Source organism: Marinimicrobium sp. UBA4509 (genome assembly GCF_002388575.1).
GTDB lineage: Bacteria > Pseudomonadota > Gammaproteobacteria > Pseudomonadales > Cellvibrionaceae > Marinimicrobium > Marinimicrobium koreense.
In genome coordinates, this window is sequence record NZ_DGMV01000035.1 from 7310 (window position 1) to 18665 (window position 11356).

Here is an 11356-nt window from a genome sequence, read left to right on the forward strand (position 1 = left end):
CAGGCTCGCTCTGGGGCCTGCGCCAGGGCGAACAGCTGGGCGTCAATACGGCTTTCGAGTTCGGCCAGGTCGGAGGTTTGGTAGTGCGGTTGAATCAACGCCCGCGAGCGCAACAACCAGAGAAAGGCAACCTCTTCAACGCAGTCGTCAAACTGTGACTCAAACCCCGAAAGCGGATTGGGGAAAGCGGTAATAGCAGCGGTCATCCCTGATCTACCCCATGATGTTTTTCTTGTTATGGTAGAGGGGATCACCCATGCGGCAGACGTTTTTACCCTCAATTTTGACGTCAAAGGAGTACATCATGTACTCGCATTCGGCCTTGTGCTTACCACTGATAATTCCCTTTTTGACTCCGGCTTCATCGCCCGCGCTCTTGCTATAAATGGCGCCTTTGACCATCGGCATCTGACCGTCCAGCGTGACGGATTTGGGGCCCTTTGCGGTATCCGACGAGCGGCCGATATTCGGGTAGGGAATCGGTACGACGGAAGACCCCACTGGGGTTTTGCAGACATCGGGAAATACCGTGCTCATGCCGCCACTGCCCTTATGGGCAATACCGCGGCCATTGGCAAAGGTCGTTTGTGCCATCATTCAATTCCTTTGTTTACCGGGGTTGTCGGGTCATTGAGACCGTCACTGACTCCACGCTCAGCACGTCGCGCGGACAACTCAAACTGGCCCGCCAGGTTAAACTCACTGTGCGCTTGAACGGCTGAAAATAGAGTGTTTCCAATCGGGCCGACAGAGGCTCCTGACGCCCCCCGTGGTGAGCGCTGACCGAAAGAGGAACCTCAGGTAACTGTCCGGTCCATGCCCCATCGGGATGCATGCCGGTCAGTTCGAACGGCTCACCGCCGCGCATCCAGCCCGGGTACACCAGGCCGGGAGCGGCCACATTAAAAAAGCGCCGGGAAAAATCCTCCGGCGCAAAGGGCGCGCGGCGAAGACGCCACTGTTGATCGTAGGTACCAACGAACCGGGTGCGCGGTTGCCAGTGCGGCGCCACCGGGCCCAAACCGACCGGCTCGGGACTATCGTCCCGGTTTCGAAGCAGCGCCTGCGGGTGCTCAATATTCGGAATCAGCTCCCCATCCACTGAGCGATCAGTGCACTGCGCACTGGCGAATCGTCCAACCGGATTTCGTTCGCTGTAAACCCGCCGGCGATCGCCTTCGGCGACCGAGCCGCCGTACGCCCGCTCCCATGTCAGCGGCATTCGCTCAAACGGGTCGGCCACGGAGATCTGGCCTTGATCCCATCTCCGGTCACCGAACACCATGAGTGACTGGCTCACCCGCCCCACCGATACCGTCACTGGCAACTGCCTTACCGGACGCCCGCCGGGCGCCCAGGCGTCACCTTCCACCAGGATATCCGTAGCGGTTTTCCCCAGGTGAATTTCACTGGGGTAACGCAAACTGGACTCATGCGGCTCGCCGTAATACTCGTCTGCTCGCCACACCGGAACGGGTTCATCGGCGAGCATCCAGCCCTCCGTAAAGCTCGCTTTGACAATGACGTACAAGGTCTCCACGCCGGTTTCATCGTTAAGGGCCGTCAGCTCCGCCTCAAAGGGTGTGCGGTTATTCAGCTGCAACATGATCGAAGCACTCAGTTCATCTGGATGGAGGCACCGAGAATGCGATTCACGCCCTCGGAACGACTCACCAGATGTCGGCCACGCAGGATGATTTTCCCCGCCTCCGTCAAAGTGATGCTGGCAGAACCGCATCGCAACACCAGCTTCTCCTGCCCTTCCATTACCAGGTCGCGCGCCGGTGCATCATCCACTTCCACAGACATCGCTTGCGCTTGCCGGGAACGGGGCTCCGATCTATCGCCCTGCCCGGCCTCCAGAGTCAGTTCTAACGGTGTGTGTACAAACCCCATCAGCAAAGGAGTAGTGACTTCACCAGTGGCGTTCTTGACCACGGCCTGACGACCAAGATCCGCGCGCGAGACCGGCAAGGCCGGCAAGGTAACAAGACTGCACCGCTGCCCGTCGACAACGACGCTTACCTCGGGCGCCCCCTGCTCCGTAAACCCCGCCAGAGTACCCACCAACCAGGCCCCCTCTGGGGCAGAAAACTGTGGCGCATCGGCCGGCGCGTCCTCGGTGCACCGCACCGGATCTGCCAACTGTTCGTATTCACTCGCCACACTGCGCCTCCAAAAAACAAAGGGTTAATTGCTGGTCACTTTGCTGCCCTTGAGCACGACGTTGCCGGAACCCTTGACATTGATATTGGCCCCACTGATCGTGATATCACCGTTGCTTTTCAGCTGGATCATGGCCGAACCGGTTTTCAAGGTAATTTCATCATCAGCCTGTAGACTGATGGACTTGGCGCTCAAACCATACTGTTTGGTCACCGACTCCCGGTATTCACCCTCAACGCTTTCCGTCAGGTTATTCTTGACCGAAATCACCATGTTGTTCCCGATGGTTTCGGTGTGGTCTTTCTTGACTTCCAGCTGTTTACTGGCGCCAATGGTTTCCCGGTGATTCTCCCCGACGTCTATCGACTTATCCTTGCCGATGGTTTCGCTCTGATTATTGTTGACGGTTTTTGTCCGATCGTTCTCAATCAGACTCGTTTCATCATTACGGACCGTTTTCGTTCGGTCATTGTCGACAGTGAGTGTCTGATTGTTTTCGACCTCGACGTCGTAGTCTTTTTCGGCATGTAGCAGGATCTGCTCCGCCCCTTTCTTATCCTCAAAGCGAAGCTCGTTATAATTGTCCGAGGTACCCTTTTGAGTAGAGCGGGTTTTAATCCCGCTTTGGGTCTTCGAGGTATATACCGGGCGATTCTTCGAGTTGTAGACTGAGCCGGTGACCAGCGGTCGATCCGGGTCGCCATTGAGGAAATCGACCACCACCTCCTGACCAATACGCGGGATAAACGAGGAACCCCACTGATTACCCGCCCAGGACTGGGCGACACGAAGGAAACAGGAACTCTTCTCGTGGCGCTCATCATCACGGTCCCAGTGAAATTTGACCTTGATGCGCCCCAGCTCATCAATATAGATTTCCTCTCCCTCCGGCCCCACGACCCAGGCCGTTTCCGGCCCCTTCATTACCGGGCGTTGGTGTACGACCTTCGGACGAATAGCGGTGTCTGCCGGAACACAGATAAAATCATTGGTATAAGACTGAGCCTGGCCTTCCCCGGTGGTCTGGGTGTCCTCCACCACTTCGTGGTGCACCTCCAGGAGAATATAAGCACCTTTCTCCAGGCTCGACTCGTGTTTGGCCAAGGTGAACTTCCCGCCGGCAACCATCTGAGGGTAATCCGAAGAACCGGAGACGACACTGCGATCGAGCTCTTCTGCCTGCATCCGCATCCTCGGCACAGATTCCGCGTCACCGGTGTGGTAGAAGCCGGGGTATTCATAGTGCTCAAACTGACCATTGTGGGCAAAGCCGTTCTGCCCCTGGCTGTTGTTCAGCAGGGATTTTTCCGGTGTGCTGAAATCAAAGTCGTTCAATGTCCATTGGCCGGTGCGGTACTGATACCGGTGTTGCCAGCGATGAATTCGAGCGCCCGGATTGGAACCCGGGGAATACTCAAGTTGGCTCTCGCCCAAGGCAGGAAAGGCGCTGGCCTGATCTACCAGAATCAGTTTATGCTTTCCTCCGGCATGTTCGAAAAAATACGAAATGCCATCTTCTTCCAGCAGCCGGCATACGAAATGGAGGTCACTTTCGTTGCGCTGCACACAGTATTCACGGGTGCTTCCCGGCTGCGCACGAAAGTCAAAATCCTGCAACCCCTGCTCGGAGAAAATCTGTGAAACGATATCTTTCGTTGTTTTGTTCTGAAAAATTCGATTGTTGACCGTGTGGCGAAGAAACGAAAACCATGGGCGAAGCACAATTTCATAGGTTCTGAGATTATTTCCCTGAACCTCTCCGGCCACAAAACGGGCAATATGTCCGGAAAACTCCCGCCCATTCTCGCTTTTAAGCGATACGTGACCCAACTTCCCCATGACATCATCAGCTCTGATGTCGAGCTTTTCCGACATCAAAGTGACATGAAACTCAAACAACCCGGACACACTCTCTTTTCCGGAAAGTCGCTTGACGAGAAAGGTATCGGACCCCAATGAAAAGTCGCTGATGGCGACCTGGCGGTTTTCCTGAGTAAGCTGCCCCATAGACTTAGCAACCTGTTAGCCGCGCACCAAACGGCACGGTATCGTTCCTTGTATCCCTCCCTTTGCAGGCGGGACGATATTCGCTGAGTGGGCCCTGCGGTCTGGCCGCAAGGCCCGACCTGACTTACAGCGGCTTCGCAGTGGTCAAGTCGTAACCCACGCGCTGTGGACTAGAGGACTTGTTCGTCTTATCGAAGTCGTTGTAGTTGACCATGATCTTCGAGAAGCTCAAAGAAATGGTTTCTACCGGGTCGCCATCTTCAGCGCCTGCAATCTGATAACCACTGACCAGGCAGTCTTCCAGCACGTAATCCATATACTCGACGACTTTATCAGCGCCGGTCTGGACGAACTTGATGGTGACTTTCTTGCCTGCGGATCCGGTAACGGCTTCTTTGAAAAGTGCCGTGGCCGAATTGTCCGCCACCTTGGTCAAGGTGATTTCACTGACAGTAGGACGAGTGGCTTCGCGGTTGGACAGGTTGCCGGGCTCCATGGAGATGCCGCGACCAACACCGAAAGAAAGGGACTGAACAGCAATGTGGTCCTTATAACCCTCCGCTGTTACGTTTCCTTTGATGCCTTCATACTCAAGATAAATTGCCATTTTTAGTCTCCTTGCGTTTGCTGTTTATGGACATCAGGCCTGGAAGCCTTCAGACCCGAGCAACTTTCCCTGCCGCTTTACACGCGATAAAAAAAGTACTCGGAATAAACTTCGCATTCCTGGTACCCGGGACGAATGATAGCCAATTCACTGACCACCAACAACCTGTCTCGCAAAAACAGAATGTTTTTTTTCGATAGCGAGAATCGCATCACTTAAATCCTTTAAATACGGGATTTTTATGTGAACTGGTTCTCCACTTTTGCCGTACAAAAAATAGTCTTAAGACCATTACCACGCCAAAATAAAATCTGCCTACCGCAGTGTCGTAAAAATCAGCTTCATCACGACGGAAGAAATTCGATCGGATAGATGATGGTAATGGTCTGTGCGCTTCGTTCTTCGAAACGAAATTGTAAAACGCGGGCCCTGATTCTCTGCTCCAGACGATGATCGTCCAGCTCGCTGGAAACAATCGCCACTTCGGTCACCTCACCGGAAGGCTCAATGGTTATTTCCAGCACCAGACGCCCCTGCAACCCGGGCGTCTGCCGACGTGCACGGTTGTAGAGTGAGTACAGGAGGCCTTTATTGCGATCGAAAACCAGGCTGACCTCTTCGTTCGTTCGCCCAGTCTGCGCGAAACTGTCCCGGCGCTCCGGATTTTCCGCCCGGTCCTCGACGAGCGGAGTCTCCAGGTTGGCAAGATCGCGTCGCGCCAATACACTGCCACCCTCTCCGGCCGATACTGCGGCAACATCATGTGCGCCCGTTCGCTCAGCGGCTGATGCCAGATCACCGTCGCCATAACCCGTGGCCGTCTGCCCGGCATCGGCGCCACCTTTGCCTTCGGTGTCCACCCAGTCATCCACCTCAGAGGTATCCATCAGGCTGTCCAATTGATTTCCGAGCGCCAACAGGCCACTGCGCTGCGCCTGCTCCCGGGCCTCACGCTGCGCTTCGTTGGCAGGTTCCTGCACGGCGGGTCGCTCTCGCTCCCGCTCGACCAGGGGCTTTGGCTCAGCCACCGGTAATGGCTTGGGCTTCACCTCCTCCTGCGCCTTAACCGGTGGATCACTGGGTTGCTCGAGCATAAAGCGGGCCACCCGCTCGGGAATATCCGATCGGGTCATGCGTTGCTTTTCCGGAACCTCAACCAGCGATAACGTCAACGCGATTGCCAGCGCCAACCCGACACAGCCGGTCAGCCACCAGCGATAGTGATTGGCCGAAGATCGACCGGGCTGCCACTGGATGACCAGGTCCTGATAACGGGGGGCGGTCTGCATCATGATGCTCACAACTGACTCGCCTCCTCCGCAGGGTCGGAGATCTGACTGGCGGCGAAGGCGACCTGGCGAAATTCCAGAACCCGACTGGTTTCCACCACCCGCCTGATGATTTCGTAGGGGACAGACTGATCGGCCAACACCGTCAGGGTGTCGTTTTCACCACCGGCAGACAGCGACAGTCGGTAGGCCAGCTCTTCCCGCAGAGGCTCAATGACACCGTCGCCCTCTTTGGTCACCTCCTCCAGTTTCGCCACCGACTGGCCATGCACCAGTATGGCTTCTCGCGAGATCAATACCCGTAAAGTTTCCTCGGGCGGTTGCCCGGCGGTGGAATCCGGCAGTTTCATCACTTTCTGACTGGGCAGCTCACTGTCACTCGATGCATTGACCAGCAGGAAAAACACCAGAATGGTAAAGATATCCATCAGTGACACGAGATTCAGCCCCGGCGACTTGCGCAACTTCTGGTTGCGCTGAATACGGCGGGCCCGTCGACTCAGAGATTTCATGCCGAACCCTCCCTGTCCGTCGGCGCATCACCCAGCGATATGTCCGGAAACAGCTCGACCCGTTCGAGCGTACCAAGCTGTACCTGCTGCGTGCTCCCGACCCGATCCATCACCTGTATCAGGGTGTTGTAGGAAACGCCCGGCGCCAGTCGCAAGGCAATCGCGGTTTCATCGGGGAAGCGCTGCTTGATTTCAATCAGTGCCTCCCGAAGCTGGCGCCACTGGTCCTCATCATCCGTCCGTTCCAGACGCGTAATCACGCCGATGTTGGCATCCCGCAATACCAGGTCATCGTCCGACACCACCAACTGGAGCTGAAGATCCAGCGGCTGTTCCGAGGATTCCTGCTCCGTCTGCGGCCCCGGAAGATTCAACTCCAGAACGGTCATCCGGGAGAAAACCGCCGTAATCAACAAGAACGGGACCAGTATGACCATCAGATTCATGAACGCTGTGATGTTCAGCTCAGCGGCCTCCTGAACCTGACGCTTGCGACGAAAGCGCATGCCTTTACTCCCTGATCATCAAGTTCAGACATTTGACCGCGGCGGTTTCAATACTGTCGACCACTCGCGCCGCTTTGGTGGAAAGATAGGAATGCAACAGCAACAGCGGAATGGCGGCGCAGAGCCCAAAGGCCGTGGTATTCATCGCCACCGAAATACTGGCCGACAGCATCTCCGCCTTATCCGCCGGGTTCGCCTCGGCCACAGCGGTAAATGCCTGAATCAGGCCAATGATGGTGCCCAGCAGCCCAAGCAGCGTGGCCACATTGGCCAGCGTTGCCAGGTAATGGGTACGCTGTTCAACCTCCGGCAGCACTTCCATTACGCCCTCCTCCATCGCGGATTCGACCGTCTCGCGCCTGGGGTTCCCTTTGAAACGGGAAAAGCCGTAACTCAGAATCCGTCCCAGTGGGTCTTTCAGGTCGGTCAGCGACTGTGAGGCCCGCTCGTAATCCTGGGCTTTGAGCATCGGCGCCAACTTGAGCCAGACCCGATTGACCGACTTCTGGGTTTTGGACAGGTAAAAGAAGCGATCCAGGGTAATCGCCAGCCCCGCCGCCATGATGAACAGGATCGCCCACATGAACGGGCCACCCACTTGAAAAAAACGGACAAATTCCATAACAAGCCTCTGTGGTTAATGATGTTTCCGTTGAGTTACAAGATCGTCGGTCGCGCTTTCTGGTGCGGTCCGACCGTTGACATTTGAATCGATGGCCAGCAACAGGTGGCGGCGCTTCAGCCGATACTCCGCCAACGACACCGATCGCTGGTTGTAGTCGTCTACCAACTGGTGCAGCTGCTGTATCAGAGTTGTCACATCCACGGTCATATCGCTCGAGTCTCTTAGCGGTTTTTAAGCTGTCTGACCAAGCGCAGACCGGTATAGGTGTCCGGGTGGCCATCGTGTGATTTCTGCCAGCTCACCTGGCATTCATCCATCGGCGTATCGTAGTGCCCCCCGGCAACCGATAACGCTCCCCCGCTGAGGACCCACTCCTGAGCGTTGCCCAGATGATTCACCAGGCCCCAGCGGTTCTGCCCACCCACGCTGGCTTTGACCATGGAACCGCCACGTTGAATACCCCGGGAGGAGAACAGACAGTTGCGGTTCGGGTCCGGCTCGGCGCCGTCCGCTCGGGCAGCATGGCGCCACTCCTCGTAGGTTGGCAGCCGATAACGGTAACCGGTCTGTTCACTGAGCCAGCGGGCGTAAGCCTTCGCCTGCTCAATACTGATGTCAGTGACGGGTCTGTCCCGGGATTGCTCTTGCTGTACCTCACACGTTGATGCGCGACAGAAGCGATTGAAGTCCCCAACGGTCACCTCCTCACGACCAATGGCGTAAGCAGGCCGGCCCGCAAACCCGGGGACCACCACCATGTCCGGACCGAGCCCCGCGCCCGGCAAGGTATCCCGACACCCCGCGCGCGGGCCTCGGCCTCCCATTCCGGCCAGAGAGGCGTCACAGGGGTCTTTGGGTTCTATGGCGATGCCGGCAATGGCGGCACTGCGCGGAAAAATCTGCATGGCATGCTGCTTGAATGTCTGGGCCCGGTCGGGAAAGCGAGCGCCAATGGTTTCGATGCAGGATGCCAGCGCGCCGATCATCCGGCTTTGCTCGCGCTGGTATCGACCCGGGTCCAACTCCTGCAACTTGTTGACCGCAATGGCCAGGTCATCCATATTCAGCTGTTGTCGGCAGGCAAGCTGTCGATCAACGTTGGCCAGTGCGTTATCGAACTCGCGATTGACTTTTTCCTGAACCGCCTGCTTGCGTGCCTGTTCCTGCGCCAGAGCCTGCGCCGCTCGGCGCGCCTCGGCCTGCTGCTTCGCTTCGAGCCGGGCCCGCTCAAGTGCGCTGTCTATCTGTGCGGACAGCCGATCGAGCGCGGCTTCGTCATCGCTGTAGCGCCGGGCATTGGTCAGCCGGGCACGGGCCTGCTCCAGGGCGCCTGCTTCAATTTCCTCATCAATTTTTTCCAGATACGCCTTGTAAATGGACGCACGCTGACCTTCCAGCCACTGATCGCTCTCACCCAAAAGATCCTGCAAGTCGGTATAGCTCTGCCAGAGCTGACGCTCCCATTGAGAAGAAAAGGTCAGTGTGGTCAACAGTTCGGTCAGCTCGTTCTGCTTCATTTCCAGTCTGAGTCGCTGCTCGATTTCCAACCGCACATCCTGCTCGGAAAACTGTGGAATCCACTGGTCCCGATACTGATAGGCGGCGGTCGCCATTGACGTCACCACAATCAGCGCGCCGATCGCGTATTTGGCAATCGCCACTTTCCGGTGCACGAAGGCATTCCAGAACGCCTGAACCGACGCCACCCGATCCTCTCGGCGATAAGCCAGACAGTGCTCAATGGCTCGCCACTGGCTTTTGGGAATACCCACCAGGCGTTTCGGTTTCAACTTCTGACGGGCCGCCTCGTCGGCATGCACCCGGTTGAACGGGTGCTCGCCGGCAAAAAGCTCATAGGCAATGCACCCGAGCGCGTAGAGGTCATCACGCGCATCGGGCGGAGCGCCCTCAAGCATCTCCAGGCTCGCGTAAGCGGGGGTCAGAGCGCCAAGGTTCCCCGCATCAAAAACCGTTTTATCGTCTTCCGAATCATCGGACCGCTCGGCTTTGGCCACCGCGCGGGCAATACCAAAGTCAAACACCTTGGGAATGCCTCGGTGGGTGACAAAGATGTTGCCCGGCTTCAGATCCGAGTGAATGATGTTTTCCGCATGGGCATAGATCAATGCCGAACACACGCCTTCAAGAATCTTCAGACAATCTTCATGGGGCAATCCGGTGGAACGATACTGGGATAACAACTTGTCCAGCGGCTTGCCATCGAGAAACTCCATGGTCATGAAAACCGTGTCGCCATCCCGGTCGAAATCGTGTACGTTAACGATATTCGGGTGCGCGATACGTTGGGTTTTGCGCGACTCTCTCTGCAGGGCGATGAACGCTTCCGGGTGGGCCTTGAACTCGTCGCTCAACACCTTGATCGCGACATAGGGGTCACGATCCTGGGCCTCGATTTTCAGCCGATCCTTGGCTTTGTAGACCACCCCCATACCACCGGCCCCCAGAATGTCCTCCAGCAAAAACCGGCGCTTCAGTAAACCATGATGACCCGAGGGGCGCTTCGGGGAAGCGGCCGCTTTGGGTTTGGTCGGTCTGGCGACGACGGTGGGCGGATTCGGATCCACCAGCGTGGCATCCGATCCACGACGACGCGGCGGCGCCTGATAGCGGGTTCTGTCACTCGCCGCAGGCGTTTCCTCCGATCGGCTCCTCGGGGTATACACGGTGGCATCGGGTGGGGTTTTTGCGCGCGGCGCAATCCGCGTTTTAGTGTCCCTGGTTTCAGTCATATCCCTTCATCTTCCTGACTCAACGTTCTCATTGAGCGCATTGCCGTCCATTGGAACTGTCTACTTTTCCGGGCTCGCCTTTGATCACCACCACCGAGACGTTATCCGGCGCCCCCGCGCGCAAGGCGACATCAATCAGTGCCTGAGCGCAGAGGTCAGGATCCCGGTCGGCCATGATTCGTGCGATGGTCTCGGTTTCAATCACGCCATGAAGTCCATCGCTGCACAAGAGAAACAGGTCACCGAGCCGCACATCAAACAGGCGCATATCCAGTTGCAGATGCTCTTCCACTCCGACCGCACGCGTAATCACGTTGCTACACTGATGCACTCGGGCCTGCTCGCGATTGATCAGGCCCATGGCCACCATGTCTTCTACCTGGCTATGATCCCGGCTCAATTGCGTGAGGGTTCCGTTGCGAAAACGGTACAACCGGGAGTCCCCCGCCCAGAGCACCACCCCGATACGACCGCGGATCATCAGGTGCACCAGTGTGCTCCCGATCGTGGCGCCGTCGAGCTCCATTCGGGCATAGTTCTGCAACCCCTGATTTACCCCCTGCAGACAGTCTTCAACCCGATCCACCGATTCAGCCAACGCTTCGGGCAAGTGCAATTGGGCGAGACCCTGAACGATTTCCCGGCTGGCCAGGTCGCCCACCTCGTGACCGCCCATGCCATCGGCCACCGCCCAGTGGTTATGATCAGCGCACGCAAACACCGCGTCTTCATTCAACTTGCGCACCGCGCCGGCATGGGTCGCATGCTGGCAGCGCCAGTGAATGGGGCGCCGATACGTGGTATCAACCGGTTGCGGCCGGGTCTGGGTATCAAGCATCCCTGAGCTCCCTGGGGCACGGTGCGAACGGCTGCTCCCACTGCCAGTCCCGCCAC

General features: G+C 57.3%; 12 protein-coding genes and 1 pseudogene. All 13 read right to left on the reverse strand.

Going from position 1 to position 11356, the window contains the following annotated elements:
* Positions 1 to 206 (reverse strand): annotated as a pseudogene (locus tag B3520_RS04975) (hypothetical protein); the annotation flags it as partial.
* Between the two features lie 7 nt (positions 207 to 213).
* The gene (locus tag B3520_RS04980) at positions 214 to 594 is read right to left on the reverse strand and encodes a DUF4150 domain-containing protein (protein WP_123639272.1); all 381 of its coding nucleotides are present in this window, start codon (positions 592 to 594) and stop codon (positions 214 to 216) included.
* Between the two features lie 16 nt (positions 595 to 610).
* The gene (locus B3520_RS04985; protein ID WP_286875542.1) at positions 611 to 1606 is read right to left on the reverse strand and encodes a DUF2169 family type VI secretion system accessory protein; all 996 of its coding nucleotides are present in this window, start codon (positions 1604 to 1606) and stop codon (positions 611 to 613) included.
* Between the two features lie 11 nt (positions 1607 to 1617).
* The gene (locus tag B3520_RS04990) at positions 1618 to 2166 is read right to left on the reverse strand and encodes a hypothetical protein (RefSeq protein WP_170162934.1); all 549 of its coding nucleotides are present in this window, start codon (positions 2164 to 2166) and stop codon (positions 1618 to 1620) included.
* A 24-nt stretch (positions 2167 to 2190) separates the two neighbouring features.
* Positions 2191 to 4173 (reverse strand): type VI secretion system Vgr family protein, encoded by a 1983-nt coding sequence (locus B3520_RS04995; RefSeq protein WP_286806276.1) that lies wholly within the window; start codon positions 4171 to 4173, stop codon positions 2191 to 2193.
* 124 nt (positions 4174 to 4297) lie between these two features.
* The gene (locus tag B3520_RS05000) at positions 4298 to 4780 is read right to left on the reverse strand and encodes an Hcp family type VI secretion system effector (RefSeq protein ID WP_024462235.1); all 483 of its coding nucleotides are present in this window, start codon (positions 4778 to 4780) and stop codon (positions 4298 to 4300) included.
* Positions 4781 to 5124: 344 nt separating this feature from the next.
* Complete coding sequence (locus B3520_RS05005; RefSeq protein WP_286806344.1) at positions 5125 to 6072, reverse strand: AgmX/PglI C-terminal domain-containing protein; 948 nt, start codon at positions 6070 to 6072, stop codon at positions 5125 to 5127.
* A gap of 5 nt (positions 6073 to 6077) precedes the next feature.
* The gene (locus B3520_RS05010) at positions 6078 to 6581 is read right to left on the reverse strand and encodes an ExbD/TolR family protein (RefSeq protein ID WP_286806274.1); all 504 of its coding nucleotides are present in this window, start codon (positions 6579 to 6581) and stop codon (positions 6078 to 6080) included.
* Positions 6578 to 7087 (reverse strand): ExbD/TolR family protein, encoded by a 510-nt coding sequence (locus tag B3520_RS05015; protein WP_286806273.1) that lies wholly within the window; start codon positions 7085 to 7087, stop codon positions 6578 to 6580. Before B3520_RS05015 ends, B3520_RS05010 begins: the two co-directional genes overlap by 4 nt.
* A gap of 4 nt (positions 7088 to 7091) precedes the next feature.
* Positions 7092 to 7709 (reverse strand): MotA/TolQ/ExbB proton channel family protein, encoded by a 618-nt coding sequence (locus B3520_RS05020; protein WP_024462231.1) that lies wholly within the window; start codon positions 7707 to 7709, stop codon positions 7092 to 7094.
* A gap of 15 nt (positions 7710 to 7724) precedes the next feature.
* Positions 7725 to 7919 (reverse strand): hypothetical protein, encoded by a 195-nt coding sequence (locus B3520_RS05025; RefSeq protein ID WP_286806272.1) that lies wholly within the window; start codon positions 7917 to 7919, stop codon positions 7725 to 7727.
* A gap of 14 nt (positions 7920 to 7933) precedes the next feature.
* Positions 7934 to 10462, reverse strand: a complete 2529-nt coding sequence (locus B3520_RS05030) for a bifunctional serine/threonine-protein kinase/formylglycine-generating enzyme family protein (RefSeq protein ID WP_286806270.1) — start codon at positions 10460 to 10462, stop codon at positions 7934 to 7936.
* A 28-nt stretch (positions 10463 to 10490) separates the two neighbouring features.
* Entirely contained in the window at positions 10491 to 11300 is an 810-nt protein-coding gene (locus B3520_RS05035) for a PP2C family protein-serine/threonine phosphatase (RefSeq protein ID WP_024462228.1), read from the reverse strand.
* Between the last annotated feature and the right edge of the window lie 56 nt (positions 11301 to 11356).

Bases quoted from the DNA above. Each gene is read 5' to 3' on its own strand.
- B3520_RS05010 (WP_286806274.1), bottom strand. From the start codon at position 6,581: ATGAAATCTCTGAGTCGACGGGCCCGCCGTATTCAGCGCAACCAGAAG.
- B3520_RS04985 (WP_286875542.1), bottom strand. From the start codon at position 1,606: ATGTTGCAGCTGAATAACCGCACACCCTTTGAGGCGGAGCTGACGGCC.
- B3520_RS05025 (WP_286806272.1), bottom strand. From the start codon at position 7,919: ATGACCGTGGATGTGACAACTCTGATACAGCAGCTGCACCAGTTGGTA.
- B3520_RS04980 (WP_123639272.1), bottom strand. From the start codon at position 594: ATGGCACAAACGACCTTTGCCAATGGCCGCGGTATTGCCCATAAGGGC.
- B3520_RS05030 (WP_286806270.1), bottom strand. From the start codon at position 10,462: ATGACTGAAACCAGGGACACTAAAACGCGGATTGCGCCGCGCGCAAAA.
- B3520_RS04995 (WP_286806276.1), bottom strand. From the start codon at position 4,173: ATGGGGCAGCTTACTCAGGAAAACCGCCAGGTCGCCATCAGCGACTTT.
- B3520_RS05000 (WP_024462235.1), bottom strand. From the start codon at position 4,780: ATGGCAATTTATCTTGAGTATGAAGGCATCAAAGGAAACGTAACAGCG.
- B3520_RS05020 (WP_024462231.1), bottom strand. From the start codon at position 7,709: ATGGAATTTGTCCGTTTTTTTCAAGTGGGTGGCCCGTTCATGTGGGCG.
- B3520_RS05035 (WP_024462228.1), bottom strand. From the start codon at position 11,300: ATGCTTGATACCCAGACCCGGCCGCAACCGGTTGATACCACGTATCGG.
- B3520_RS05005 (WP_286806344.1), bottom strand. From the start codon at position 6,072: ATGATGCAGACCGCCCCCCGTTATCAGGACCTGGTCATCCAGTGGCAG.
- B3520_RS05015 (WP_286806273.1), bottom strand. From the start codon at position 7,087: ATGCGCTTTCGTCGCAAGCGTCAGGTTCAGGAGGCCGCTGAGCTGAAC.